Consider the following 26,539-nt stretch of genomic DNA (forward strand, 5'->3'; position numbering starts at 1 on the left):
CGTGCTCAGCACCGACACCCACGTGGCCTTCCGGGCGTACTCCCGGCACGATCTGGAGTCGGCATTCTCGATCGGCTACTCGGCCCCCGAGTAGGCCGGGCAGCGCGCGGCCGAGCGGATAGCGCCCGCCGGCCTGGATCAGTGATCCGGGTCCGAACGCAGCCGCCGGCTCAGCTCGACCCAGTTCCGCAACAGTGCCGCGGCGGACCCGTCATCGACCGAGGCCGCGGCGATCGGCAGGCCGTGTGCCACGGCTGCGCGTGCCGAATCCAGCACCCCGTCGAAGGCGGCAATCGCCGCGGCCGCGTTGAGCAGCACCGCATCACGCACCGGCCCCGGCTCACCGGCCAGCAGGCGCCGGACCACGTCGGCGTTGAACGGTGCCGAGCCGCCCTTCAACGCCTGCGGATCGGCCGTGTCGATGCCCACCGACGCCGGCTCCAGGACATCGGGGCAGACCATGCCCTCGGACACCAGCCACACCTGCGAGGTCGTGGTCGTGGTCAGCTCGTCGAGCCCGTCGTCGCCGCGGAACACCATGCCCCGGTCGCCCCGGTCGGCCAGCACCTGCGCCATCACCGGCGCCATCTGCCGGTCATAGACCCCGATCGCGACCGCTGCCGGACGGGCCGGGTTGGTCAGCGGGCCGAGATAGTTGAACGCGGTCGGCACGCCGAGTTCCCGCCGCGGTCCGCTGGCGTGCCGCATGCCGGCGTGAAAGACCGGCGCGAAGCAGAAACCGATGCCGACCTCGGTGAGGGTCCTCAGCACCCCGGCGGCCGGCAGATCGATGGCCACGCCGAGTTCTTCCAGCACATCGGCGGTACCGCACGCCGAGGACGCTGCCCGGTTGCCGTGTTTCACCACCGCCCGGCCCGACCCGGCTGTCACCAGCGCCGCCATCGTCGAGATGTTCACCGTCTGGGCCCGGTCTCCCCCGGTGCCCACGACGTCCACCGCGGGCTGGCTCAGCCGCACCGGAGCAGCCCGGGCGAGCATGGTGCGCACCAGGCCGGCCAGTTCCTCGGGGGTCTCACCCTTGGCCCGCAACAGCACCGCGAAGGCCGCCAGCTGCGCGGGCGTCGCCTCCCCGGCCATGATCTCGGCCATCGCCCAGCTGGTCGCCTCGCCCGGCAGCGGGTCACCGCGCATCAGGGTGGCGAGCAGGTCGGGCCAGCTGTGCTGGCCGGCCGGACCCTGGCGTGGCGCGGTCACGAGACGGGTGCGGGGCTCGGCAGTGCCACCACGACGGCTGCCGGCTCAGCGCACAACGGGGATGGCCGAGTTGCGGGCCCGCAGGATCTGGGCGACGGTACTGGCCGCCAGCACCGGGTCGATCGGGCGCACGATGGTGGCATCGGCCTGCGACCAGGCCGCCAGCCAGCGGTCCTGCGAGCGGGCCAGCAGCACGATGATCGGCGGGCAGTCCTCGAGCTCGTTCTTGAACTGGCGGCACAGGCCGATGCCGCCGCTGGGCTGGGCGTCGCCGTCCAGGATCACCAGATCGATGTCGCCGGAGTCCAACTGGTTCCTCAGCTGGCTGTAGTTCGCGCACTCGACCCAGTCGATCCGGCCCAGGTCCGGAGCTGCCCGCCGTCCCACCGCGGTGCGGACCTTCGCCCGCAGGTCGGCGAGCTGGCTGTAGACCACAACGGTGAGGGAGCGGGGCGAGGTCATCAGCTGTGAACTTCCTTCTTTCCGGAGCTGGCCGTGCCGGCACTAGCCGTACCGGTCGGCCGGGCGTCGTCGAGCGCCATCGTATCCACCGGTAGCGGGCCCATCGCCTCGCGCCCGGTCGCCTCGCGCCGCATCGCCATGGCCTCGGCGGCCTCCAAGCGGTCCAGCCGGCGGTCCTCACGGGCCGCCTCGCGCTCGGAGGCCTTGATCCACTGCGCGGTCACCACGCCGAGCATGATCAACCCGACCAGCTCGCCGGAGGTCCACAGCAGGCCTCCGCCGACCCGCTGGTCGGCCATCGGATCCAGCCAGCCGAGCTTGAGCGCCTGGTAGTGCTCGGCTGCGATCAACGTCGTCTGGGTGTAGATCGACAGCCCCAGGATCGCGTGGAACGGCAGCGTCGAGACCAGGATCAGGAACCGGAACGGATGGGACTGCCGCCCCGGGATCGGGTCGATGCCGACCATCGGCCAGAAGAACAGCGAGCCCACCAGGAGGAAGTGCAGGTGCAGCAGCTCGTGCAGCACCTGGTGGTCCAGGGTCGCTGGGTACCAGGCCGTGAAGTACAGCGCGAAGGGGCTGGCGACATAGATCGCCCAGCCGATCAGCGGAAAGGTCAGCAGCCTCGCGAACCGGCTGTGCAGCACCGCCAGGAGTACCGAGCGCACCTGGCGTGGCGTGGTGCGCAGGGCCAGCGTGACCGGCGCGCCCAGCGCCAGGAAGATCGGCGCCACCATCGCCAACAGCATGTGCTGGATCATGTGCAGCGAGAACATCGTCTCGTCGTAGGCGCCCAGGCCACTCATTCCGGCGAAGGCGATGACGCCGATCCCGCCGGCCAGGAAGGCCACCGTCCGGCCCGCCGGCCAGTGGTCCCCGCGCGCCCGCAGCCGCCAGACGCCCCACAGGTAGAGACCGGTCACGATCAGCAGCGGCCCGACGAACCACCAGTCCAGTTCGACCTCGGTGAACAGCCTTACCGGGGTGAATCGGGGCAGGCTCGACGGGGGCGTCCCGGCCTCGGAATCGCCGCCATGGGCGAGCACCTGAGCGAGGTCGTACGCGGCACGCAGCACCCTTTCAGCGTAGTTACCGAGAACACGTGTCGCAGCACATACCCCGTGCCTGACACTCTCTCGCGGATAAGGCAATAATGCAGAGGTGACCTCGACTGCACAGGCTGCACCGGCCGGGCGCTTCCCTTCGTCCCAGGTTCATTCGCTGACCCGGCCGAACCTGGTCAGTGTCGGGACCATCGTGTGGCTCTCCAGCGAGCTGATGTTCTTCGCGGGGCTGTTCGCGATGTACTTCACGGTGCGGGCCAACAACCTCGACAACTGGCCGGGCGCGCCGGCCCTGGACGGCAACCCGGCGTACGCGGTGCATCTCGCGGTGCCCTACGCCACCGTCTTCACGGTGATCCTGGTCCTGTCCTCGGTGACCTGCCAGTGGGGCGTCTTCGCCGCCGAGCGCGGCGATGTCTACGGCCTGCGCCGGTGGTTCTTCCTGACCTTCGTGATGGGGCTGGTGTTCGTCCTCGGGCAGGCGAACGAGTACCGCAACCAGGTGATGGAGTACCGCCACCTGGTCGACGGGGTGCACGAGGCCGGCATGACCCTGTCGTCCTCGGGCTACGGCTCGGTCTTCTACCTCACCACCGGCTTCCACGGCCTGCACGTCACCGGCGGCCTGATCGCGTTCCTGTTCTTCCTTGCCCGCACCGCCCTGGGCCGGTTCACCCCGGCGCAGGCGACCGCGGCAATCGTGGTGTCCTACTACTGGCACTTCGTCGACGTCGTCTGGATCGGGTTGTTCGCCACGATCTACCTGATCCATTGAGTTATCCGTTGAGAGTTACCCCCTTGGGAGTTCCGGTGAGCAGCGCAACCGGGTCCGATCGGCACCTCGGCCGACCAGCGAAAGGACGTCCATGACCGACGAGGAACACCTCGACGCGGACGGCGACCTCGGTTTCACGCCGGCTGTCGTGGACGACACCGGCCGGCCTGCCCCGTCACGGACCGCAACGCCCCGGCGCCGCGCCCTGCGCCGCCGGATCACCAGCCTGGCGGTGCTGGTCGGCGCGCTGACCGTGGTCGGCGGCGGCTACGCCATGCTCGCCCCGGCCTCCGGCGCCGATGACACCGCGGCCACCAGCCAGGACGTCGAAGCGGGCCGCCAGCTCTACAACAACAGCTGCATCACCTGCCATGGCGCCAACCTCGAAGGAGTGACCGGCCGCGGTCCGACGATCGTGGGGACCGGCTCGGCCGACGTCTACTTCCAGGTGAGCACCGGCCGGATGCCGGCACCGGTGCAGGGCGCCTGGGAGCTGCGCAAGGTGCCCAAGTTCAACGAGCAGGAGATCCTGCAGCTCGGCGCGTTCGTGCAGTCCAAGGGCGGCGGGCCGGAGGTGCCGGCCGCCGACGCCGACCTGCGGGCCGACGCTGACAAGCTCGGTGACGGGGGCGAGCTGTTCCGGCTGAACTGCGCCTCCTGCCACGGGGCCACCGGGCACGGCGCGCCGCTGTCGGCGGGCAAGATCGCGCCGGACCTGTACCGGGCCACCGACCGCCAGCTCTACACGGCCATGCAGGTCGGGCCGGAGAACATGCCGGTCTTCGGCAACAACCAGATCACTCCCGAGCAGAAGCGCGCCATCATCGGTTACGTGCAGGCCATGAAGGAGTCCAACGACCCGGGTGGCGCCGGCCTCGGCCGGATCGGTCCGGTCGCCGAAGGCCTGGTGATCTGGACCGCCGGCCTCGGCGTCCTGATGGTGTCGATCCTGTGGATCGGAGCCCGCTTGTGAGTACCACGCACGGGGCCGCCCCCGGTGAGCAGCTCACGGCCGAGGAAGCCGCGCAGCTGAGCCCGGAAGAGGCGATGATGGCCGGCGCCGAGGCCGACGGCGTCTACATCGTCCACCGGCGCGATCGCTTCCCCATTGCCGGCACCAAGGCCGAGAAGCGCGCCGAGCGCACCATCGCGATCATCTTTCTGATCGGTTTCCTGGCAGCCGTCGCCTTCATCGTGGTCTTCTGCGGCGCGGTGCCCTTCGAGTGGCGGTTGCCGGGCACCGGCAACCAGAACTACCGGTACTTCACGCCGCTGATCGGCGGCCTGCTCGGGCTGTCGCTGGCCTGCATCGGCATCGGCGTGGTGCTCTGGGCCAAGTGGCTGCTGCCCGAGGAGGAGGCCGTACAGGACCGGCACGACGGCGCCTCGGACATGACCGCCCAGATCCTGGGCGCCGGCACCCTGGTGTCGGGTTTCGAAGATCTCGGCATCGCGCGCCGCTCGATGCTCAAGAGCACCCTGGGACTGGCCGGTGGCGCGCTCGCCGCGGTCCCGCTGGTCGCGCTGATCGGCGCCATGATCAAGAAGCCGAACCGCGGGCCTCGCCAGAGCCTGTTCCACACCCCGTTCGAGGCCGGCGTGCCGCTGGTCTACTACGACGGCCGCCGGGTCAGCCCCGACGATCTGCTGCCCGGTGGTCTGGCGACGGTGTTCCCCGGCGTCGAAGGTGGCACCAAGGACGCGGACTCCCCCACGCTGCTGATCCGGCTGCGCCCGGGCCAGGCGGTCAAGGCGCGCAAGGGCCAGGCCGACTTCGGCTGGGGCGACTACGTGGCCTTCTCCAAGATCTGCACGCACGCCGGCTGCCCGGCATCGCTGTACGAGCAGAAGACCGGACGCCTGCTCTGCCCGTGCCACCAGTCGCAGTTCGACGTGCTGCAGGACGCCAAGCCGGTGTTCGGCCCGGCAACCCGCAGCCTCCCCAAGCTGCCGCTGAACGTCGAGATGGTCGACGGACGGCAGTACTTCATAGCCCGGGACGACTATCCTGAGGCGATCGGCCCATCGTTCTGGGAGCGGCCATGACGACCACCAACCCCGCGGACCACACCATGTCCGGCACCGGCCCGACGGGCCCCACCGGCCCCACTGTCAAGGGCCCGAAGCGCTTCGACAAGCCGAGGACGCCGCAGGGCAAGGCAGCCCGCTGGGGCGAGGACCGGCTGGGCATAGCCGGCGGCATGCGCAAGCAGCTCAACAAGGTCTTCCCGGACCACTGGTCGTTCATGATGGGCGAGATCGCGCTGTACTCGTTCATCATCCTGATCCTGTCCGGCACCTTCCTGACCTTCTTCTTCGACGCCTCGATGGCAGAGGTGCGCTACGACGGCGCCTACGTGCCGCTGGACGGCGTGCAGATGTCGCGGGCCTACGCCTCGACCCTCGACATCTCCTTCGAGGTCCGCGGCGGCCTGGTGATGCGCCAGATCCACCACTGGGCGGCGCTGCTGTTCATGGCCGCGATGCTGGTGCACATGTTCCGGGTCTTCTTCACCGGAGCGTTCCGCAAGCCGCGCGAGCTCAACTGGCTGATCGGCCTGGGCCTGATCACGCTCGGCCTGGTCGAGGGCTTCGCCGGTTACTCGCTGCCCGATGACCTGCTCTCGGGCACCGGCCTGCGGATCGCCGCCGCGATCATGCAGTCCATCCCGGTGATCGGCAGCTGGGCGGAGTTCCTGGTCTTCGGTGGCAAGTTCCCGGGCACCGTGATCATCGGCCGGCTCTACATCGTGCACGTCCTGCTGGTTCCGGGCATCCTGGCGGGTCTGATCGGCGCCCACATGGCCCTGCTGGTCAAGCAGAAGCACACCGAGTTCCCCGGCCCGGGCAAGACCGAGCAGACCGTCAGCGGCGAGCGGATGTACCCGACCTACGGCATGAAGGCCGGTGGCTTCTTCTTCATCGTGTTCGCCGTCTGCGCCGCGCTCGGCGGCCTCGCCCAGATCAACCCGGTCTGGCTGTTCGGCCCGTACAACCCCGGGCAGGTGTCCTCGGGTTCCCAGCCGGACTGGTACATCGGCTTCCTCGACGGCTCGACCCGGCTCTTCCCCTCGTGGGAGATCAGGCTGTTCGACCACACGATCCCGCCGCTGTTCTGGCCGACGCTGGTGCTGCCGGGAATCATGTTCAGCCTTGCCGGGGCGTACCCGTTCCTGGAAGCGAAGTTCACCCACGACAAGTCCGCGCACAACCTGCTGCAGCGACCGCGGGACGTGCCGGTCCGCACCGGCCTGGGCGCGATGGCGATCACGTTCTACGGCGTGCTGCTGGTCTCCGGCGGCAACGACCTGATCGCCAAGGCCTTCGACATCTCGCTGAACGCGATGACCTGGGCCGGCCGGATCAGCCTGCTGGTGCTGCCTCCGCTCGTGTACGCCGCGACCTACAAGATCTGCCTGGGCCTGCAACGGCATGACCGTGAGGTGCTCGAGCACGGCATCGAGACCGGCATCATCAAGCTGTTGCCGCACGGGGAGTTCATCGAGATCCATCAGCCATTGGGCGCGGTGGACGCCCACGGCCATGGGCAGCTGGGCTACGCTGGAACGCCGGTGCCCAAGAAGATGAACCAGCTCGGGACGCCGCGCAGGCCCAGCATCCGGGGCTTCTTCTACCCGGTCCGTGAGAAGGCCGACATCCAGGCCGAACTCGACGCGCTGGCCGCGGCCGAGTCCTCCCGCGAGGAGCACCGCGAGCGGGAACTCACCGACTGAGCGACTGACCAGCGACCGGGCGACGGCACGCCGCCCGGTCGCCAGGTAGTCGCTAGGTGGCGGTAGCAGCGGCAGAGAGCATGTTGTCCGAACGCGCGGCGAACCAGGTCAGCAGCTCACGGCTCGGTTGCACGCCCAGCTCCTCACGCAGGATGGTGCGATAGGCGAACAACCGGCGTTGTGCCTCGACCCAGTTGCCCTCGGCAAGGTGGACCTCGATCAGCAACCGGTGCGCGCTCTCACGCAGCGGGTCGGCGTCGATGGCGATCATCGCTGCCTCCACGGCATCGGCATGCCGGCCGCGCCGGCTGAGCTCCCGGCTGAGCGCTTCGAAGGCGTGCAGCACCCGCTGCCGGATCCGCTCCCGCTCCATGATCGCCCAGTCGTCGTACCAACCCGGCAGCAGGTCCAGCGCATCCAGCCGGCCGCGGGCCAGTTGCAGATCGGCCGTCTCGGCCGCGCCGTTGATCAGCCGGTTCGCCCAGCCACACAGCTGATCGACGTCGACCACGACGCCAGGAGCCAGCGACAGCGACCACTTGTCGGCGACCAGCACCTCGATACCGGCGCCACGCAGCCGCCATAACGACGAGCGCAGGTTCCCGGCAGCCCGGCCGTCACCGCCGGTCGGCCAGAGCATCCCGGCAGCATGCCGTCGCTCCACTCGACCGTGCCGCAACGCGACGAAGGCAAGCAACCGTTTGCTGCCTTCTGGAACCTCTTGGCGCATCCCCTGCGTTGAAACGTATGGCCCCCCGACAAGGTGCACCACGCAACGTGCCGTTGAGTCAGCGGGAAGCAGGCCCATGGCATCCTCCCCACTAAAGCAACTGGCCTGCGACGCTAGCCGATCAGCGTCACCGGTATGTCACATCAGGAGGCAGTCGCCGCGGAATCCGGACACGAGCGTCAAGATCGCTCGCTCAGGGGCAGTTGACGTTTGACCTGCAGTGAATCCAGAAACCTAGCCACCTCGGCCAGGGTGGCCTCCCTGTCCACAAATCGGTGGGTCTCATCGGGTTGGGCCGACTGCAGGCTCCGGCTGATGTTGCGGTTCACGGTTACCGTGATGACCGTATGGTCGGCTGACACCTCGACCCGAATGACGCACACCCCGACCCGAGGCAGCCGCACCGCTGTCATGAGCTCGACCCCTGCTAGTTGATCGGCGCGGTGTCGTGCACGACGATGATCGCTTCCTCGGCCGCTTCACCCGATGCGTACTGATGAATCGGGATTGCGCCGAGGCCGACCAGCGGCGAGGCCAGGAACTGCTTGACCCGCTTCGAGGCCAGCGGCAACCGGTCCGCGGACCGCACCACGGCTATTGCGGCGGCGGGCGCATCCTGATGCACCATTCCGGCAACCAGCCCGGACGGATCCTGCCATTCCCCCTTCTGATAGCGCAGCACGCCGACCCGGGACGTCTGGTCCGGCAACCGGCCGGCTTCGGCATCTGCCTGCACCTGCGCCAACGCTGCGCTCACCTCGAACACCGCGACCTCATCGCTGTCCGCCTGATCAGGTCTGTCGTGCACGATGATGATTGCTTCCGCCGGTACCTGCGCCACAGCTGATGCGTGAACGGGCACCGGATCCAGCCCCTCGTCCAGCGAGGCGACGAACAGCGTCGCGCGTAGCGCGCCCAGCGGACGGCGGGCTTCGCTGGATACCACCGCCAGCGCGGCCAGCCGTCGCCGGCCGTCCAGGGTCAGCTTCAGTGCCACGTCGCCGCCCGGGTATTCCCAGGAGCCGCGCGGGTAGGTCAGCTCACCAACCCTGGACTCATCCGAGGGCAGCCGCCCGGCCTGTGCCTGCCTGCGCACCTCGGCGAGCTGTCCGGTCACCTCGTACACCACCACCGGCTCCGACTCGGGAGTCTCCGGATCCTGATCGGTGGACCGCCGGCGGACAAAGGCCACCCAGCCGTAGGCCTGCGTCTTCAGCGCCGCCAGGTCCGCCGGCCGGGCTGGCACCAGAATGTCCACCCGTGGCAGCGGATCCTCGGCCAGCAGTGGGATCCGGTCGGTGCTGCGCGCCTGCTCGAACAAGGCCGGCACCTCGTCTGCCCGGACCGCCCGGGTGCGCAGTTCGAGGTGCGCACCGTCGAAGTAACCCGCGATCGCCGTCTGGATTCCCTTGGGATCGTCGGGCACCTGCAGGTACCCGGCCGGTGGAAGCTCGAGAAACCCCTGCTGCAAGAGCGATCCCGCCATCACGGACATTGAGTGTGCGGCCTCGGTCGACCAGTAGTCGGCGAGGAACTCCTTCACATCGGTCCACCGGGAGATGGGTTTGTCCTTGATGGACTCGGCAAACTTCGTCGTCACCGCATCCCGGGGGTTCACCAGTTCACGCCGGCGCACCCGTGGCGAGCGGTCACTGGCCTGGGCCAGCTGGTCCTGGAACTGAAGCAGCTGGGCCAGGAACACGTTCCACGGCCGGAAGGCCAGGTGCCCCAGCCAGCCGGTGCTCTCCGGCGCCCCGCCGATCTCCCGGCGAGCGGCCCAGACATCCAGCAGGTAGCTGCCCTGGTAGCGCTGCAGCAAGGCCAACGGCACGACCGCGGAGCCGGGGGCGGCCAGCGCGCCGGTCCATTCCTCGGCGGACAGCCCGGTGGCCACCCCGGGCGGGGTCAGCCACGGCTCACCGGTCTCGCGCTCGTGCTCGAAGTAGCCTGAGGCCAGCACGTTGCGCCGCTGCTCCGGCGTCGCCTCGGCCAGCCCGGTAAGGCTGGCCGGCACCAGCGAGACGGTGATGCCCTCCTCGGTCCACGGCTGGATCGCAGAACCGGAACACGGATCCTCACAGAGGCTGCCGTACACCTTCTCGCTGCCTTCGCTCCATTCGGCGGGCGAGATCACCACGATCCAGTAACCGGTCTGCTCGCTGGTCAGCGGCGGCGCATCGGCGAAGTCGAACTGCGCGGTGGCCTGCGAGCGCAGCAGCCGGCCGGTCGGGTCCAGCGCAGCACCTGGCCCGACCTGCAGACCCCGCCCATCCTGGCTGATCCGGGTCTGGAAGCCGTACACGATGCCGGTGCCGCGGGCTTGCCCGGCAGCCCGGGCCAGCGCCGCGGCGTAGGTCTCGATGGCCAGCAGGTGCTCGGCCCGGAGGAACAATCCGTCCACCGGCTGCAACCGCCGCAGATCACCGGCGACGGTCGCCCCATCCGGGCCGGCTACCTGCGCATCCTTGCTGATCATGCCGACTCCCCTTCCTCGGTAAGCCGCGGATTGCGGAACGTCAGCACCGCGTCGTGCCCGTCGCTGGTGCCGACGGGCGGTCCGTCCACCAGCCCGGCAAGGGGCACCAGCGGATCGCTGCCGAACACCGGCGCCGGGCCGGTGCCGCGCACGATCACCCGAACCAGGTCGTTGATGGGACGGTCGGCCAGATCCACCTCGATGCGCGGCTGGTCTCCGCCGGAATACCGGATCGCGTCGATGTCCTCGTCCACCCACCCCCGTTCGGACAGTGAGGTGATCTCGATCGCCCGGCGGATCGAGCCGGGAACGAGGGGCCCGGTGACCGGGATGATCAATCGGCGCAGATCCTCCGACCACTCCAGCGGCGGGCGCACCCTCGGCCCGCCGGCGTCGGGCTGCGGCATCATCGCCAGCAGCGGTGCCAGCGCGCAGACCAGCTCCTGTATCGACGCGGTCGGCAGCAGGGTCGTCCGGACGCACTCGTCCACCCGCATCTCGATGATCGCGAGGCAGTCCTCGGTCTCCTGCACGGTGATGTCGATGCAGGCGAGCACGATCGCGGCGGCGTCCTCGTCGGCCGGGAAGAGCGACGGGTAGCACTCACCCGGCTCCCGCGCCGGCCAGCGGTCGCCGGCGTCCGCGGCGCTGAAGCAGCGGAAGTAGTGCGACAGCAGTTCGGCCCGCTCGCCGACCGGGGCGCTCGCGATCCTCCGGCGGGCATCGAGCACCTCGCCGTCGCCGTCGCGAGGCTGGTCCAGCCCGAGCAGCACCCGGACGCGGTGGTACGGATCGGGCCGCCGGCCGCAGCAACCCGGCCGCAGCCTGAGCGTGGCGCGCTCGACGACCCGGGAATAGTCGTCGTGCTTGCGGGTGACATCGCACGGGCTGGCTAGGGTCGGCACCGCGGCCGTCCGGCAGCAGTCGAAGTCGACCACCAGGCAGCCGTGCAGCACCCGCCGGCCGGACTCGTCCCGCTCTGAGCGTTGATGCCGGCACTCGCAGCGCTCGTCGGTGCAGTCCGGCGCCTGGGCCAGCTCGGTGAGGCTGTCGCGGACGTCCAGGCAGGTGGTCACATCCAGGAGCACCTCGCGGCCGAGGCAATCGATGCCCAGGCCGGGGGCGACCTTGAGATCGCGCACTCCGCTGGTCTGGACGCGGTAGCCCCAGACCACACCGCTGCCGTGCAGCCAGGACGAGTGCAGCATCTGCTTGCCGCGCGGATTTCCCATCAGGACCCGGAAATCGTCCTCGCCGAGCAGCATGCCGTAGGTCGCGCGCAGGTCCAGGAAGGGGTTCGCCGGCAGGTCGGCCGCGCAGCAGGACTCGCAGCCGCAGTCCTGCAGAGCGCTCGCGTCGACGGTGTCGTCACACTTGGTCATGTCGCCTCCTCGGAGGTTCGCCTGGGAACGGCATCGCCGCTTTGGCATATTCGCGGCGCATCGCCGCGCTCAGGTGCTCCGGGCGCACCCGATCGCCCGCCGCGGCGGCGCTGAACGCCGCTGCCACGGCCACGTTGCGCACCCAGCCGCCGGGCACCGGGTAGAGCCGGGCCAGGCCTTCGATGTCGACGTCCTCGCAGCGTGTTCCGGCCGGCAGGTGCAACCGCCACAGCGCGGCGCGGGAAGCCAGATCCGGCAGCGAGAACTCCACCACGAAGTCCATCCGGCGGATGAACGCGGCGTCGATGTTCTGCCGCAGGTTGGTGGCCAGCACCGCCACCCCACCGAAGGCGTCGAGCCGCTGCAGCAGGTAGGCGGTCTCCAGGTTGGCGTACCGGTCGTGCGCGTCGGAGATCTCGGTGCGGCTGCCGAACAGCGCGTCCGCCTCGTCCAGCAGCAGCACCGCCTGGGTCTGCTCGGCGGCGTCGAACGCCGAAGCCAGGTTCTTCTCCGTCTCACCGAGCCATTTCGACACCACCCGGGACACGTCCACCACGAGCAGGTCGGTGCGCGCCGCGGTGGCGATCGCGCCCGCGGCCAGTGACTTGCCGGTGCCGGGCGGCCCGGTGAACAGCAGCCGGACGCCGCGGGTGGCATGAGCGCGCGATCCCATCTGCCAGTCCTCGAGCACCTCGGCCTGGTGGTCGAGCCGGGCGACCGCCTCGCGCAACTGGCAGGCGCTGTCCAGTGGCAACACCAGTTCATGCCAGGCCACCGCCGGCCTCAGCAGTTCCAGCCCGGCCGGCAGGCCGGCCGTGGCCCGGGCCCGGATCAGCGCCGAGATCCCGGCGAGGGCCGGTGGACCCGGCTGCTCGCGCAGGTCCAGCGCGATCTGCGCGGTCAGTGCCGGATCCAACGGATGCCGTGCGGCCAGCCGGGCCTCGTCGAGCTCCGGCACGGCCTGCCGCCAGGCGGTCCGGACGTCGCTGTGCGGCACCGGCTGCACCGGCAGCACCGCGACCGCCCGGCCGGCCGGATGCCGTACCGTGCCGGTCGGGGCCAGCTCCAGCACCGGACCCGGCAGTCCGTCCACCGCCAGGGTGACCGGCTGATCGCTGGCAATGGCCAGCAGCGGCAGGCAATCGCGTGCCGCCGCGTGCGCGCACAGCAGCTCGATCCCGCGCCGATCCGCCGCGGCCACCCGGCCGGCGACCACCGCGAGGCCGGCTTGCTCGGCGGCCAGCACGCATCGGCTCAGGCCTACCGTCTCGTCCGCGCTGTGCACCAGCACGGTGACGTCCGCGTGGCCGGCCAGCGCGCCGACCGCCGCGGCCACAGCCGGATCGCCCAGCCAGCCGGCCAGCCCGGGCAGTGCCGATGCCGGCCGGAGCCGGGGCAGCTCGGCCGGCCAGCCGTCCCAGCCCCGCAGTGCCGGCCACAGTTCGGCGGCAAGCTCCAGCGACCGCTCGAACAGCGTGCCGCTTCCGGTCAACCGGAGCAGCCCGTGCCGGAACGCCGTCCCGGTGCCCACCACCGCGCCGAGATCGGCCCGTTCACGATTGAGCGCCAGCGCGGCCAGCCCGAGCGATGGATGCGGCTCACCCTGCGGATGCAGGCTGCGCAGGGTAGCGGCGATTCCCTCGTGTTCCTCGGGCAATCCGGCCAGCAGGATCAGATCGAGCTCGACCGGGGTGAGCCGGTACCGGATGCCCAGCCGGCTCAGCTGGGCATCCGTCGGCTCGACGGCTGCGGTGTCCTGCTCCTGCGCCTTTGCCCACTCGTACAGGAACTCCGCGGCCTCCCGGCCAGCGGGCTGGTCCGGGCAGCGCAGCAACAGCACGTCGGCGATGGCGCGAGCCACCCGGGCCGCGCCGGCAATCAGCTCGCCGGCCGGCCGGTCCAAGGCGATGGTCTGCTCAGGGATGGACTGCTCAGAGATCAACTTTTCAGAGATAGACATAGCGCACCACCGCCCCCAGCCACGGCACCCAACCCGGATCCAGATCCAGGCCGGTCCGGCGCACGTCCAGGTCGACCTCGTCGGCGCGCATCCGCAGCTCGATCCAGCCCGGTTCGGCAATCACCAGCGCGGATCGGCGCAATCGCGGCCGGAACTCAGCCACCGGCTCATCCAGCAGTTCGGCGGTGACCGCGAGCCAGCGGTCGGCAAAGCCGGTCAGGCAATTTCGCTCGGAATCCTCGGGCACCCCACCCGGTGGCGGCTGGTCGCCGGCCAGCCCGCAGCAGGCGAGCACCGCCGGATCATCGGCCGGCGCCGGGACCAGCAGCAGGCCGAGCTGATGCAGCAACCACCGCAGGGATCGGGTGGCGAGCGCCGGATCGGCGCGCAGCTCGCCGGGAATGCCGGCTGCCTGCGCGGTGGCGAGCAGGAACAGCAGGCCGCCCCACTCGGTCGGCCTGCCGGTCCGGTCGTCCGGTTCGGTGGCCGCAGCAGCGTGCGGTTCGCCACCATCGGCCGGCTCAGGAACGGCGGGTTGAGCCGTTTGACCCGCCTTGGACAGGGCATTCTCGACCAGCGGAGCAGGCTCGGCTGCCGACCGTGGCGGTACCGGTGCTGTCGTGCCGCGTGCGGCCGGCCGGTCGACCGGTCCGACCGTGGACGCCAGCAGGCCCGGCCCGGCGAGATCCGCAACGAGCAGCCGGGCCACCTCGGCCAGTAGCACGCCTGCTCGAGGGTGCTGCAGGCTGGCCGGATCCGCCTCCGCGATTGCCAGCACGGCCCAGGCGTGTGCCGTATCGGGGTCGGGGCGAAGCCCGCTGGCCCGCGCCGCTCGGGCGATGGCCGAGCCGGCTGCCAGCGTCCGGGCGAGTTGCCGGTCGGCGATCGGCGCGGGTGACCCGGTCCGGTCCGGGGTCTGGCTGGGCGACTGGTGGGCCGGCTCGCGCGCCGCCTCCTCCGCCGGGTTGCCGGCGGGCGCCGGGTGATCTCGCCGTCGCCGCGGTGTCGCCGCGTCCTCCCCGGCGCCGTGGACGGCCGTCGGGGACACCCCGGCCGCCGACACGACGAGGTCAGCGACCGCGCACCAGCCACCTCGACCGAGCAGCCGATGCACGGCGGCGAACCCGGCTGCCGCGATCGTCCGGCCGAGGGCAACCAGCGCATCAGAAGGCAGGGCAGCCAGCGCCGCGACTGCCGCATCGGCCGGCCGCTGCGCCGGATCCGGCCCCTGGTCGAGCACCAGCCCCAGCCGCCGCCAGGCCCACAGCCGATCGGAGTTCCGGTGGCACAGCGAGACGAGCAGGTCGCTCAGCACGTCAGCTTCCCGCTGGTAGTGCAGCACGTCGGGTGAGCCGGCTCGCAGCGCGCCGAGCAGTGCGTCCACCAGGGACTGCGCCCACTGCTGCTGCAGGCCGGCGTCGCCGGACTCGGCCCGCAGTTCGAGCCGGACCCGCAACTGGCGCACGCACCAGTGGCCCGGTGGTACCGCCACCGAGTGCCAGGCGCGCTCGAGTGAGTCGGCGGCCACCCGGCGCAGCAAGGTGGCCGCCCGGTCGGCCTGCTCGGCGTGCACCGTCGCGGTCAGCTGATGGATCGCCAGCCCGGTCATCCGACCAGCACCCGTCCGGTCGCCGAGTTCTGGCCGAGCCGGGAGCCGACCGCGGCGACGCCCAGCGAGCCGTCGGTGCCGAGCCGTTGCTCACCGAGCACGGCGGGCTCGATCTGCGCACCCGGACCGATGAACGAGGTCAGCGCTACCCGGAGCCGGCTGCCCACCCGCATACCGCTGCCCAACTCGCACAGGTCGACCAGGGTGTGCGCCGGTCGCTGGCTGTCCAGCAGGTCCTGCACCACCTCGCGCTGCTCGGCGGTCAAGGTTCCCGGTATCAGCACGGTGAACCGGTGCGCGCTGGCACGGAAGGAGTCGTCGTGGGGCAGCCGGCCGCCGATGGTGAACCGGCCCAGAGTGCCGGTGTCGAGGTTGGCGCCGACCCGGGGCGCGGGCTCCGGCTCGGCCACCCCGAGCACGGTGCCGCCCAGCCCGCGCAGCTGCCAGCGTTCGACCAGTACCGGATCGCGGCCGAGGTAGATGCCCAGGGTGCGCACCAGCGCCTGCTTGGTACCGCGCCGGGCGAACAGCGAATAGGCCTCGGCGACCAAGGTCCGCCGGGCCGGCTCCGGCCAGCGCTGATCCAGCACCAGGCCTGCGAACGAGGCGAGCCAGGGCAGCGCCTCGGCCGGGGTGGCGCGCGGGTCGAGCAGGACGCTGCGCTGCGCGGCCTGCCAGTCCAGCTCGTCGAGCATGCCCTCGGCCGGCGCCAGGAACTGCTGCAGCCAGGCGGCATCCTGCTCCTGCCGTGACCAGGCCCGCGGCAGCGAGGACAGCAGCCGGTGGCCCGGACGCTCGATCCGCAGACCGCGGACCCGGGGCGTCACGCCGGCCGTGCCGGTCAGCTGCAACTGCAGCCAGAGGTACCGGCCCGGTGGTGCGGCGACCGGCGCCTCGTAGCTGGCGAACCCGTCCGGACCCGGCTGCCAGGGGTCCTCCGCGCCGCGCCGGTACAGCGGGGCGCCGTCGGCGGGCAGCGCGGCCAGCAACGTGGCCGGCGGCAGCGGTGGGGTCTGCTCCGGATGCGGCACCGAGCGCGCGCCCCGCGACGGCGGGCTGGCCGGGATCGGATCCGGCACCTCGTCCTCGTCGCTGGTAAGCCACCGCACCCGGACGCTGGTGTGCACCGGCAGGCAGGCCTGCAGGAACATCCGGCCCCACCGGGTGCGGTAGCTGCCGCTGTCCAGCCGGTAGCTGGTGACCGTGCCCTCGCTCTGATGCCGAGCCACCGAGCCGGTGCTCGACTGCCAGCCGCCCGACGTGGTGTAGGCGATCCGGCCGTCCGGTGCGAAGGTCAGTGCGCCACCGTCGTAGCCGGGTGCGCCGACCGGCTCCAGCTCGGTCCACCCCGACGTGGCGTCGCGCTGGAACCGGCGCAGCGACCGGCCCGGCCCGCGTGCCACCACCAGCAGACCCGACCGGTCGACTTCCAGGTCGGTGGCGCCGTCCACCTCGAGTTCGACGGTGCCGTCCGGCCGGGCGATCACGCCGGTCCGGCCGTCGGACCACAGCACCAGCCAGCCGACGGTGACCCGTCGCGGTGGCAGCCCGGCGGCGCACCTGGGCCGGACCAGCACCGGGCCGGGACGCGGGCCGCGCCGGCCGTCCAGGCAGTACAGCGCGTCCGGCCGGCGGCACAGCAGCAGCGCCCGGCCGCACTCGGCAACCAGGTCGACCGGCCGATGCCTGCCCAGCGCGATCCGGCGCAGCACCCGCCGGCCGATCAGGTCTACCACCAGCACCGAGCCGGTACCGGCCTCGATCACATACAGCCGCTGCCCGGAGTCCACGGCCAGCGCGGTCGGCCGGTCCAGCGGGCCGGGGCAGTCGGCGCGCATCGGGACCGTCCGGGCTTCGGCCACCTCCACCGCGCCGGTGCCGGTGCGGGACCGGTAACTGCGGCACCATCGATCGAAGGCCAGCCCCGACACCGCGGCCGGACGGGCGGGCGCCGGGTCGCAGCGCTCGGACGGATCGGAGTCGGCCCAGTCCAGCTCCACGCCGCCGCCGGCCAGCAGCGCGGTGTTCTGGTGCGCGCACCGCGCCCACTGATCCGGTTGGACGAGCAGGCTGAAACTCCGGTCGCCGTACATCAGCACACATCCAGCGGCAGCGGCACCGGCGGCTTGGCCGGCGGGTCCGGTTCGTAGGCCTCACCAGGCGCCAGCGGCGGCCCGGACACCACGCTCAGGTCGAGCACCTTGGGTGACTGCCAGCGCTGCAACTCGATGGTCTCGCGGGGCACCGGCTCGGAGGATCCCACCGTGGCCAGCTTCAGGTCGTGCAGGTACTCCACGCCCTCGACCTGCACGGCCACCGCGGCCAGCTCGGCCCGCCGGACGGTCCGGCCGAGCGGCCAGCCGTCACCGTCCGGGCCGAAAGGCGGCAACGGGGACAGGTACTGCCGCAGGATCTGCTCGACCCACCGGCGCACCGCGTCCACCTGGTAGCCGGTGCGTACCGCGACTCCCACCGATACCGCGATCGGGACGTAGGTCGGCGGGATCACGTACAGCTCGGTCGTGATGAGGCGGGCCGCGTCCAGGTGACCTGCCACCTGCCGCAACAGCCCCAGGTCCGGCGTCGGTGCCGCTGGATCGCGTTGGTCCTCGGCCGGGAACACCACCACGCTGACCACCCCGGCGGCGGGCTCCGCCGGGCTGTCGGGGTAGAGCAGTGGCAGCGCCTCGGCGCGGGCCACGCCGGTGATCTGCCGGGCGAGCGCCGTGAAGTCCTCAGCGATCACCGCCCGGTCGTGCCGGTGTACGTGGGCCGGGATCTGCTCCAGCGCCTCCGGCACGCTGGCCGGATCGGCGCCGCCGGTGGCAGGCAGCGGGTTGGTGGCCTTGACCCCCGCCGTGCCGACCAGGCCGCTGACCGCCTTGGCCGCCACGTTGCCGACCAGCCCGCCGCCGTACTGGTAGCCGACCACCCGGATCCGCTCGCCGAGCTGTGGAACCCGGCGCCGGCCGAACTGCACCGCGCCCTGGTTGTAATCAACCGTGAAATGCCGATCGGTCATGCCACTGGCCGCGAAGTTGTCGACCTCCAGCCAGGGCTGCCAGCCGTCCGGCTCCTCCACCTGCAGCTCGATGGTCTTCGGCAGCACCGGGTGCTGGTTGAGCGGATAGCGCTGGTCCGCGTCGCCGGTGCCGGTGCCCAGCAGCTCCACCGGCGCCGTCCGGGACTGCACCGCGGAAACCGCGTTGGCACCCACCCAGCGCACCCGCTTGATGGTGTCACCGATGTCGGCGGTCTTGGGCCGGCTGACCCGCAGCCACCCGATCACCTGTCGCGCCAGCTTGTCATCGGCAAGCGGGGGCGGGCTGTCCGCGCCGCCGGCGCTCACCGCGCCGGTGAGGTTCGGCATCGGCTGCGGCAACTGCAGTTCCAGCACGCCGGTACGGACCATCCCGCCGGTGGTGTCGCCGAGCACCGGCACGTTCGACAGGCCGCCGACCGGATCCCAGATCTGCCACACCATCGGCGGCGCGGCCGGCTGCAGGCCGTCCGCCCGGAACTGCCCGGCGTCCAGGGATTCCAGTGCTTCCGGTGGATCGAAGGTCTCCTCGAATGCCACGCCGACGAACAGCGACCGGCCGGCGAGTTCCGTGATCGGGCTGCCGTCAGCGTGCAGTACGGCCACCCAGAGGCTCTTGTCGACCTGCGCGCTGACGTCCACCAGCACCGCGTCCGGTGCCATCGGGTCCGCGGGCAGGATCGCCGTCCGGTAGAACTGGGCAGCTGCCGGGTCCACCAAGCCGGCGCGGGCCAGCGCGTCGGCGCTGCTTTCCCGGCCGGCCTTGGTGTTCTCCGGGGCCTGCGGGGTCTTGCCGGCTCCGAGCAGCTGGACCGGCCAGGCGTACAGCTCGGCCTCGGTCTGGAAGCTCACCGAACCGGCGCTGGCGACCGTTCCCTTCCCGACTCGGGAGCCGGCCGGGATGTCGGTGCTGGCAGCGATCAGCAGCCGGGCCGGCCGGGCCGGCCGGGGTGCCACGCCGAGCAACCGCAGGAACTCGATCCGGGCGGTCTCGGGGATCTGGTTGAAGCGGTAGAGCAGCGCCTCGCCGAGGTAGGCGAACAGTTCCAGCAGGGCGATGCCGGGGTCGCTGGTGTTGTGGTCGGTCCAGTTCGGTGCGTACACCGGGATGCGCGCGATCAGCTCGTCCCGCAGCTGGCTGAACGAGCGGTCGTCGAGGATCGGAGAGGTCAGCGCCATGGTGGCGCTACTTCAGGTAGAACGGGTAGACGAGATTGTCCGGCCGCAGGTCGGCGCGGCGCAGGTAGGCGATCTCGATCCACACCAGTGAAGGATCCTCACCCGGCGTCACCGCAACGTTGGTCAACCGGATCCTCGGCTCCCAACGCTCCAGCGCGGCGGTGATGTCCTGGGTCATCGCGGTCCGGGTGGTCAGGGTGTTCGGCTCCATCAGATATCGCTGCAATCCACAGCCGAAATCCGGTCGCATGATGCGCTCACCGGGCTCGGTGTCGAGCACGGCGGCCACCGACTGCCGGATCAGGTCCATGCCCTCCAGCCAGCCGAGAGCGCCATTCTCATCCGGCCGCAAGGGGAACCGCGGTCCTTGACCGACCCAGCTGTCGACGATGTCAGGCATCTGGTGATGGTCGCTGCCGGGCCGTCACCACTGCGTTCTCACCTGAGCTTGAAGAAGGAGATCTTGACCTTGCCGCCGCGGTAGTTCTTGGCCAGGTCGATGATCACCTCGCGCACCGAGGACGGGGTGGATTGCGGATAGTTCAGCAGTACCTCGTCGATCTCGATCCGCTGGCCCGTCACCTCCAACCCGCGCCGGCGGACGTAGCTGCTGCCGGCGTACTTGTCCAGTGCCTCGTCCAGATCGGGGTGCACCGTCCGTTCCAGTTCGGCGCGGGACATCCCGCCCAGCGAGCGCTCCTTGCTGGACACCGCGGTATAGCCGCGCTGCCCCTTCCAGACGAAGTCCGGGTACACCACCTCGCCGCGGCCAGGGTTGGGTATCCGGCTGATTCCCAGGTTCTGTGCCACCTGCCCGCCGCCGGGCAGGTCGGCGATCGCGTTGCCGATGGTGCCTTGGGCGAGCCGGCCGCGCACCGCCTTGATCAGCTCGGGGTTGGCGGTGTAGGTCTCGCGGAAGGCCTCGAACGTCCACGGCAGGTTCTTGGTGGTCTGGCCCTTGTTCAGCAAGTCGGTGCGCATGCTCGCCAGCCGCTCGGCCCAGTACTCGTTGTAGAGCTCCCACATCGACAGGTCCGCGGGCGTCCGCACCGACGTCGGCGGCCGGTCGATCCGCGGCTGCAACGGGACCAGGACCCTGTCGACGTCCGCTGCCGAGGTGATGATCTGCTTGGTCTGCGCGTCGGCGGCGAAGCCCGGCACGCAGATCCGGCCATCGGAGAATCGGCACCAGCCACCGCCGGGGCCTTCCACCCGGCGCCAGACATGCTGGTTGGGCAGTTCCACCTCGGCCACGTAACCGTCCTGCTTGATCGGTTTGGCCTCGCTGCGCCGGACGATCACCAGCTCGCCCTCCAGCTGGTCCGGCGTCGGCACCGCCGATCCCTTGCTGGAATCGAGCAACCGGGCCTCGTTGGCGTCGGCAGCCACCGCCGAGCCCGGCTTGGTCGGCCCGCCGAACTCGGGCTCACCGGCTCGAGCCGTGTTTTTCGGGGCATTCTCCGGCGGGTGCGGTTCTGGCCGGCCGGCCGGCAGGTGCGGTTCCTCGGCGAAGGACGGCCGGACGGCGCGGATCTCCTTGGCCAGCGCCCCCAGATCGGCTGCGGTCAGGGCGGCTGCCACCGCGAACATCGTCCACTCGAAGGTGCTCGGCGCGTTCACTCCGAGCAGGCTGCCGTCCGGGCTGGTGGAGGCCGCGGCCAGCGTCTGCCGATCCAGCATGTCCTTCAACTGCCCGCCGAGCTGGGCGACCCCGACACCTGCGGTGACCACCCCGGTCGCGGTTGCGGCGGCGGCGAAGCCGATGCCGGCCAGCCCGCCGGTGACTCCGGTCAGCACTGCGATACCCAGTGCCAGCGCCATCTCGGTCGCGAACTTGACCGCTTCGTGATGCGTCTTCAGGCGATCGAGATCCGGACGCAACGACTCGGGCAAGCCGGCCCGGGTGGCGGCCAGCGCACCCGGCAGGTCCAGCGGATGGATGCCGCCGGAGCCGACTTTGACGATCGCCTCATCGGTATTGTTCAGAAGCCGGTCGAAGGACGCGCCAACCTCGGCCAGCAGGCTCTCATCGGTAGGTGGCGCGGCCTTCTTGTACACCTCGTGCGCCACGTAGGCCGCATACGGCAGCAGCACCGGCACCACCAGCGAGAGCAGGCCCAGACCGAACGCGGTGGCCTTGCCCGACGTTCCGGCGTGTTGCTTGCCCTGCAGGATGTAGGAGGGCTTCAGGTCGGCCAGGAAAGGGAACGAGTCGTAGGTCAGGGCCAACGCCAGGTCGATGCCACTGATCTGAGTCGACCGCAGCGTGGCCAGGTCGTTACGCAGATCCATCAGCACGACCTTCTTCGAACCCCACGACAGCCCGCCGTGATCGAGCGTGGAACGGGTCTCGAGCAGCCGCTGCAGGGCGAATGCGGTGGAATCGGCTTCGGCTGCGGTCCACAGCGTCTGGTATTCCTCTGGGATCGCTTCCGCGCCGGCGTTCACCCGCACCGCGGCCTCGATCGTCTCGCGCAGGCTGACGAGCTTGTCCCGCTCGGCGCGCAGGTCGGTCGTAGTCTGAGCGGCCGCCCGGATCGCCTTGGCCAGATCCGCTGCCCGCGGGTTGTCGGTCGCGCCGGCGCCGGCCTGCTGGTTCGGTGGCGCCTTGGCCATCGCCTCGAACTCCTGCTTGCGGCGCAGCAGTTCCGCACGGTGCCGGCCTACCATCCGGATCGCGTTCAGCCGGGTGAGGGTAAGCGCCATCGCCTCGAACGAGGCGCGTTCCTCATCGGTCTGCGGCGCAGCGGTGGCCGCCAGCTTCGCCTGCGCGGCTTGCGCAGCCGGCGTCGCCGCGGTCACCGTGTCCAGGAAGCCGTCCCGGTCCCGGTGCGCCTTGGTGTCATACCAGTTCCACGCGCCCTGATTGGCCGGGTCCAGTGCGTCGCGCGGATCGCGGTGCAGCGTAAGCGGATCCTGCTGGAGCACGTGCGTCAACTCATGCGCCAGCAGCCGCCGGCCCGGGCCGGTGTCGGGCGAGTACTTGCCGCTGGCGAAGGCGATGTCGGAGCCGACGGTGAACGCGTTCGCGCCGACCTGGCCGGCGATCCGGTCGGCTCGCGAGCCGGTGTGGATCCGGACTGCGGACAGGTCGGTGCCGAACCGCGGCTCCATGAACGCGCGGGTCGTGGAGTCCAGCGGCTGGCCGCCGCGGCCGGGCAGCATGCTCGAATGCCCGGCGGGGGCGACGGCACCGGGCCTACCTGACACCACCAGGTTCGAGGCACGCACCGCCTGCTGTTCGGCGGCATCGCGCGGATCTGAGATCCGGTGCGGCGAGCCGGTTGCCAGCGACAGGTACAGCGGGCTGGGTGCCCGCACCGGCGCGATCAGCTCCGCGGCCACCGGCGGCACCTCGGCCCGGGCCGCCTGCCGCGGTACCGGGGGCGCGAGGGTAACGCTCATCTGCACAGCGGGTCCGCCGGCTTCGTCTCGACCGGCGGCGGATCCGGCGGAGCCACCGCCAGGTTCGGATCGGCCGCGGCGACCAGGTCGTCCAGCCGGTCGGGATGGGCAACGAAATCCGCCTGGTTCTTCAACAGGAGCGCACCGCCGGGAGTGCCCGCGGCCGGGTCGCCGGGCAGTCCGGTGATCTCATCCAGCGCGGCGGTGGCGTCTTCGAAGCCGGGCATTCCGATATCGGCCATCACCCCGCCGGCGGCGAAGAAGTTGGCCAGCACCGTGAACGAGGCCGAGGGCGGGATGCAGAACCGCAGCGCCAGCAGCCACCACAGCTGGAAGGCGAACACGATGATCGGCAGGAACAGCAGGAACAGGAACAGCGCCACCAGAAAGAAGAGCTCGAAGGCGAACATGCAGATGCTGTCGCCGCCGGGTGTTCGCGAGCGGGCGTTCGGAATCGACTTGAAAGGCACCGGGCCGAGGCCGGACTTGGGTGGTGTGCTGATCTGCAAGCCGCCGGACTGCCGTTGACCGGCCCGGGCCGCCAGCCGGCGCAGGTCCGGCGCGGTGACGGAGATGGTGCGGTTCTTGGTGCCGTCCGGGTCATAGGCGGCCGCCAGCCGGAACGGCTCACTGGGCTGGGACCACCAGATCTTCGGCGGGCAGTGCTCGTGACCGGCCGGTGGCGGCTGCCGGACGAAGCACTGAACCTCATAGATCCCATGCTCGTCCAGCTTGGCGGAGGATCGCCCGAGAGCATCGACCGAATGGTCGGCGGAGTACGTCGGAACCAGGCCGAACCAGAGCGAGCGGGTGCGGGCCGCCGCGCAATCCTCGTCGCGCGGGGGCAGTCGCCACATCGGGTAGTCCTGCTCGGAGTCCGGCGGGCGGCCAGGTTCCGGCTCGGTGTCGACCGCCCGCCACTGGCCACCGGCCGCCCCCACCATCCAGGCCTCGACATCGGTGTGCGGGGCCAGCTCGTCGATCAGCTCGGCGTTGTCCTCGGCGAACCGGCGCTGCCAGGCGGCGTCGGCCCAGTACACATCGCGCACGTCCGGATCCGAGCCCGCCGGCAGGTCGAGGTTGTGCTGCTGCTTGGCCAGCTCCACCAGCAGGTTGCGTGCCAGCCGCCGGGTCGGCCGCTTCGCGCCGGAGGTACTCAGGTGCTGGCGACGAAGTACCAGCCGCAGGTCGATGTCCTCGTGCGACCCGGCCCGGGGAAGTCCCGGCTCGTCGCAGAAGACCTCCACCACGACGGCATAGAATCGACTGTGGTTCGGCTGGTAGAGCTTGCGAATGTTGGTGTGCACCAGGGTGCTGGTCGCGAACAACAGCCGCCCGGTACGACCGGCCGGGTTGGCAACCGGCACCGGGTAGGACCACTGGTCATCGGTCCGGAACTTCAGCGAGTCGCGCGGGTCGGCCAGCAGCCGGCTGACGAACTGCGGGTCGTCATACATCTGGATCGACGGCCGCACCGACTTCGGGTCGCGCAGATCGATGCCGTCGCGCTCCCGCACGTACCACGGCGCGCGCACCACGAAGCCGGTCACAGCAGGTTCCCGACACCTGGGGTGTAGGCCGGTGAGACCACGAAGGCCTCGGCGACCACGCTCTGGCATTTCACGACCCCGGTGAAGGTGGAGATCGGCGCAGTGACGTTGACCATCGGCGCCTTGACCTCGACCGAGACGTTGGCCTGGATCTCGATGGACCCGGCCGCGGTGAGCCGGATGACCGAGCCGTTGACGTGCTGCACGGTGATCTGCATGCCGCCCTCGTCGAGCACCACCCGGTGCCCTTTCGACGTCGACACGGTGATCTTCGCGGCACCCGCGGTGTCGTCGAACTCCAGCCTGCTGCCGGCTCGGGTACGCAGCAGCCGGATGTTGTTCGCGGCGTCCGGCCGGTGCGGAAGTTTCTCCTTACCGTTCCAGGCTGAGCCCACCACGTACGGGCGGCGCAGGTTGCCGGCCTCGAACATCACCAGCACCTGGCTGTTGACCTCCGGCACGATGATCAGGCCCTGGTTGTCGTCGGCGTACGGGGTGCACAGCGTGGCCCAGGCCCGGACGTCGCGGTCGCCGTCGGTGCCCAGCCAGGGAAACCGCACCTCGATCCGGCCGAGGCTCTCCTTGTCCACCAGGTCGGTGACGATCGCGGGGTAGATGCCGTGGTACACCGGCCCCGATCCGTCGACCAGGTTGGCCCGGGGCATCAGGCGACCTCGTTCACGGTGGACCGCTCGGCTTCGAATCGGGTGCGCAGGCCTTGCTGCAGCTCGAAGGTGTGCTTGACCCGGGTCACGTAGTAGCCGTTGCCCTCGAAGGGTGGTCCCACCAGCTCCAGCCGCAACCGGCTGCCCACCACCATGTCGACCGTGCCGCGGGTGGTGCCGACCGCGGTGACGAATTGCCGGGCCCGGCGCAGCATTTCCGCCTTCGCCCAGGCACTTGCCTCACTGCCGGTCAGCGCTGCCTCACGCACCCGGATAGCGGTGGCCGCGCCGAGTGCGCTTGCGACCACCCGGGGACCGGTGCGGCCCGTACCGATCTCGGCATCGATGGTCTCGGGGCCGGCCTGCTCGTCGATCACGCTGCGCGAGCCGGCGTCGTAGCCGGTCACCCTGACCGCGCTGCGCTGGTGCGCCAGGTCGGCACGCATCTTCACGCTGAGCAGCTCGTTGCCCTGCACCAAGGTCACCGCGGTCGCGGTGCGCTGCGGGCGGGACCGGAAGTGCAGCGTGCGGCCGGTGCACCACAGCTCCGCCTGCAGCAGCCGGGCCCGCTCCCGCAGGAAGGCCAGGTCGCTTTGGTTGAGCTGCTGCACCACGTCATAGCGCGGACCGTCCACCCCGATATCGGTCTGCAGGCCGTGTTCGGCGGCTAGCTGGCCGGCGATGTCGGCATCGGTGACGGACAGGTAGCTGCGGTGCCGCCGGGTCATCCGCAGCCGCATCAGGGCATCCTCGGCCAGCACGATCACCCGCGGCGGCTGGCCGTCGGCGAAGAACACCTCGATGGCCGAGATCGTCCCGTCGAACACGGTGCGCTGGCCACCGTCCGGGCCGAGGCTGACCTGCACCGGCTTGCCGAAGTCGAGCACCTGCCCGTCCAGGTAGAGCATCGGATCCGGCGGCCCGGTGGCGCCCGCGCCGACCGCGACGAAATGCGCGCTGAGAGTTCGCAGGCCTTCGATGCCCTCGTCCACCTCGCAGAACACGCAGTCCCGGCCGAGGTCGCGGCTCAACTCGCCCCCGACCGTGAAGACCGGCGCGGACAGGCCGAGCAGGGGCTCAGTCATCGAACCCGGTCGCGGCGGTGCGACCGACCATCGTCTCGGCGCTGCCGCGCAACTCACGCCACTGCTGCTCCGCCGCGCCTATCGGGGTACCCGGCTTGCTCGCCGGAGCGGCAGCCGCACCGCCCGGCGCGACGTCCACGTGCAGGTTCTCGACCTCGACGGACACCGCTCACCTCCGCTGCGTGCTCCCGCATTCTCTGCAGCCAGG

At 70.8% G+C, this 26,539-nt stretch carries 20 protein-coding genes and 1 pseudogene; 5 read left to right on the plus strand and 16 right to left on the minus strand.

Annotated elements, in window-relative coordinates; genetic code table 11:
- A pseudogene (locus VF542_RS04180) lies at positions 1-94 on the plus strand (Lrp/AsnC family transcriptional regulator); the annotation flags it as partial.
- Positions 95-138: 44 nt separating this feature from the next.
- On the opposite strand, the gene trpD reads toward VF542_RS04180, so the two are convergent.
- From trpD to VF542_RS04195, 3 genes are read right to left on the minus strand one after another with little or no spacing between them, the layout of a single operon-like run.
- Positions 139-1,215 (minus strand): anthranilate phosphoribosyltransferase, encoded by a 1,077-nt coding sequence (gene trpD, locus VF542_RS04185; protein WP_408650450.1) that lies wholly within the window; start codon positions 1,213-1,215, stop codon positions 139-141.
- Between the two features lie 45 nt (positions 1,216-1,260).
- Positions 1,261-1,677, minus strand: coding sequence for a hypothetical protein (locus tag VF542_RS04190; RefSeq protein WP_408650451.1), 417 nt, complete (start codon positions 1,675-1,677; stop codon positions 1,261-1,263).
- Positions 1,677-2,753 (minus strand): cytochrome c oxidase assembly protein, encoded by a 1,077-nt coding sequence (locus tag VF542_RS04195; RefSeq protein ID WP_408650452.1) that lies wholly within the window; start codon positions 2,751-2,753, stop codon positions 1,677-1,679. Before VF542_RS04195 ends, VF542_RS04190 begins: the two co-directional genes overlap by 1 nt.
- Before the next feature lie 85 nt (positions 2,754-2,838).
- Here VF542_RS04195 and VF542_RS04200 point away from each other — a divergent pair, with 85 nt between their 5' ends.
- The 4 genes from VF542_RS04200 to VF542_RS04215 all read left to right on the plus strand — a co-directional run bounded on the left by VF542_RS04200 (position 2,839) and on the right by VF542_RS04215 (position 7,250).
- Positions 2,839-3,516, plus strand: a complete 678-nt coding sequence (locus tag VF542_RS04200) for a cytochrome c oxidase subunit 3 (protein WP_408650453.1) — start codon at positions 2,839-2,841, stop codon at positions 3,514-3,516.
- Between the two features lie 91 nt (positions 3,517-3,607).
- Positions 3,608-4,489 (plus strand): c-type cytochrome, encoded by an 882-nt coding sequence (locus VF542_RS04205; protein ID WP_408650454.1) that lies wholly within the window; start codon positions 3,608-3,610, stop codon positions 4,487-4,489.
- Positions 4,486-5,562 (plus strand): ubiquinol-cytochrome c reductase iron-sulfur subunit, encoded by a 1,077-nt coding sequence (locus VF542_RS04210; RefSeq protein ID WP_408650455.1) that lies wholly within the window; start codon positions 4,486-4,488, stop codon positions 5,560-5,562. The genes VF542_RS04205 and VF542_RS04210 overlap by 4 nt, the downstream gene beginning before the upstream one ends.
- A 26-nt stretch (positions 5,563-5,588) precedes the next feature.
- On the plus strand, positions 5,589-7,250 hold the full coding sequence (locus VF542_RS04215) for a cytochrome b (RefSeq protein WP_408650494.1): 1,662 nt from the start codon (positions 5,589-5,591) through the stop codon (positions 7,248-7,250).
- A gap of 52 nt (positions 7,251-7,302) precedes the next feature.
- Here VF542_RS04215 and VF542_RS04220 read toward each other — a convergent pair whose 3' ends face one another.
- From VF542_RS04220 to VF542_RS04280, 13 genes are all read right to left on the minus strand, one after another.
- Entirely contained in the window at positions 7,303-7,890 is a 588-nt protein-coding gene (locus tag VF542_RS04220; protein WP_408650456.1) for an AfsR/SARP family transcriptional regulator, read from the minus strand.
- 517 nt (positions 7,891-8,407) lie between these two features.
- Positions 8,408-10,456: a hypothetical protein gene (locus VF542_RS04225; protein WP_408650457.1), complete on the minus strand. Its 2,049-nt coding sequence runs from the start codon at positions 10,454-10,456 to the stop codon at positions 8,408-8,410.
- Entirely contained in the window at positions 10,453-11,838 is a 1,386-nt protein-coding gene (locus VF542_RS04230) for a hypothetical protein (protein ID WP_408650458.1), read from the minus strand. Before VF542_RS04230 ends, VF542_RS04225 begins: the two co-directional genes overlap by 4 nt.
- The gene (locus VF542_RS04235) at positions 11,825-13,798 is read right to left on the minus strand and encodes an ATP-binding protein (protein ID WP_408650459.1); all 1,974 of its coding nucleotides are present in this window, start codon (positions 13,796-13,798) and stop codon (positions 11,825-11,827) included. The genes VF542_RS04230 and VF542_RS04235 overlap by 14 nt, the downstream gene beginning before the upstream one ends.
- Positions 13,785-15,407, minus strand: coding sequence for a hypothetical protein (locus VF542_RS04240; protein WP_408650460.1), 1,623 nt, complete (start codon positions 15,405-15,407; stop codon positions 13,785-13,787). The genes VF542_RS04235 and VF542_RS04240 overlap by 14 nt, the downstream gene beginning before the upstream one ends.
- A complete protein-coding gene (locus tag VF542_RS04245; protein ID WP_408650461.1) occupies positions 15,404-17,500 on the minus strand; it encodes a phage tail protein in 2,097 nt (698 codons plus the stop codon). Before VF542_RS04245 ends, VF542_RS04240 begins: the two co-directional genes overlap by 4 nt.
- Positions 17,500-19,626 (minus strand): putative baseplate assembly protein, encoded by a 2,127-nt coding sequence (locus VF542_RS04250; protein ID WP_408650462.1) that lies wholly within the window; start codon positions 19,624-19,626, stop codon positions 17,500-17,502. Before VF542_RS04250 ends, VF542_RS04245 begins: the two co-directional genes overlap by 1 nt.
- 7 nt (positions 19,627-19,633) lie before the next feature.
- Positions 19,634-20,026 (minus strand): GPW/gp25 family protein, encoded by a 393-nt coding sequence (locus VF542_RS04255; protein WP_408650463.1) that lies wholly within the window; start codon positions 20,024-20,026, stop codon positions 19,634-19,636.
- A 38-nt stretch (positions 20,027-20,064) separates the two neighbouring features.
- On the minus strand, positions 20,065-23,031 hold the full coding sequence (locus VF542_RS04260) for a DUF4157 domain-containing protein (protein ID WP_408650464.1): 2,967 nt from the start codon (positions 23,029-23,031) through the stop codon (positions 20,065-20,067).
- Positions 23,028-24,581 (minus strand): hypothetical protein, encoded by a 1,554-nt coding sequence (locus VF542_RS04265; RefSeq protein ID WP_408650465.1) that lies wholly within the window; start codon positions 24,579-24,581, stop codon positions 23,028-23,030. The genes VF542_RS04260 and VF542_RS04265 overlap by 4 nt, the downstream gene beginning before the upstream one ends.
- Complete coding sequence (locus tag VF542_RS04270) at positions 24,578-25,246, minus strand: phage baseplate assembly protein V (protein ID WP_408650466.1); 669 nt, start codon at positions 25,244-25,246, stop codon at positions 24,578-24,580. Before VF542_RS04270 ends, VF542_RS04265 begins: the two co-directional genes overlap by 4 nt.
- On the minus strand, positions 25,246-26,331 hold the full coding sequence (locus tag VF542_RS04275; RefSeq protein WP_408650467.1) for a phage late control D family protein: 1,086 nt from the start codon (positions 26,329-26,331) through the stop codon (positions 25,246-25,248). Before VF542_RS04275 ends, VF542_RS04270 begins: the two co-directional genes overlap by 1 nt.
- Positions 26,324-26,497: a hypothetical protein gene (locus VF542_RS04280; RefSeq protein ID WP_408650468.1), complete on the minus strand. Its 174-nt coding sequence runs from the start codon at positions 26,495-26,497 to the stop codon at positions 26,324-26,326. The genes VF542_RS04275 and VF542_RS04280 overlap by 8 nt, the downstream gene beginning before the upstream one ends.
- Between the last annotated feature and the right edge of the window lie 42 nt (positions 26,498-26,539).

The organism is Jatrophihabitans sp. (assembly GCF_036389215.1).
GTDB lineage: Bacteria > Actinomycetota > Actinomycetes > Mycobacteriales > Jatrophihabitantaceae > Jatrophihabitans_A.

Excerpts from the sequence above, each read along its gene's own strand:
- VF542_RS04190 (WP_408650451.1), bottom strand. The coding sequence starts at position 1,677 with ATGACCTCGCCCCGCTCCCTCACCGTTGTGGTCTACAGCCAGCTCGCC.
- VF542_RS04205 (WP_408650454.1), top strand. The coding sequence starts at position 3,608 with ATGACCGACGAGGAACACCTCGACGCGGACGGCGACCTCGGTTTCACG.
- VF542_RS04215 (WP_408650494.1), top strand. The coding sequence starts at position 5,589 with ATGTCCGGCACCGGCCCGACGGGCCCCACCGGCCCCACTGTCAAGGGC.
- VF542_RS04220 (WP_408650456.1), bottom strand. The coding sequence starts at position 7,890 with ATGCTCTGGCCGACCGGCGGTGACGGCCGGGCTGCCGGGAACCTGCGC.
- VF542_RS04225 (WP_408650457.1), bottom strand. The coding sequence starts at position 10,456 with ATGATCAGCAAGGATGCGCAGGTAGCCGGCCCGGATGGGGCGACCGTC.
- VF542_RS04230 (WP_408650458.1), bottom strand. The coding sequence starts at position 11,838 with ATGACCAAGTGTGACGACACCGTCGACGCGAGCGCTCTGCAGGACTGC.
- VF542_RS04235 (WP_408650459.1), bottom strand. The coding sequence starts at position 13,798 with ATGTCTATCTCTGAAAAGTTGATCTCTGAGCAGTCCATCCCTGAGCAG.
- VF542_RS04240 (WP_408650460.1), bottom strand. The coding sequence starts at position 15,407 with ATGACCGGGCTGGCGATCCATCAGCTGACCGCGACGGTGCACGCCGAG.
- VF542_RS04245 (WP_408650461.1), bottom strand. The coding sequence starts at position 17,500 with ATGTACGGCGACCGGAGTTTCAGCCTGCTCGTCCAACCGGATCAGTGG.
- VF542_RS04250 (WP_408650462.1), bottom strand. The coding sequence starts at position 19,626 with ATGGCGCTGACCTCTCCGATCCTCGACGACCGCTCGTTCAGCCAGCTG.
- VF542_RS04255 (WP_408650463.1), bottom strand. The coding sequence starts at position 20,026 with ATGCCTGACATCGTCGACAGCTGGGTCGGTCAAGGACCGCGGTTCCCC.
- VF542_RS04260 (WP_408650464.1), bottom strand. The coding sequence starts at position 23,031 with ATGAGCGTTACCCTCGCGCCCCCGGTACCGCGGCAGGCGGCCCGGGCC.
- VF542_RS04270 (WP_408650466.1), bottom strand. The coding sequence starts at position 25,246 with ATGCCCCGGGCCAACCTGGTCGACGGATCGGGGCCGGTGTACCACGGC.
- VF542_RS04275 (WP_408650467.1), bottom strand. The coding sequence starts at position 26,331 with ATGACTGAGCCCCTGCTCGGCCTGTCCGCGCCGGTCTTCACGGTCGGG.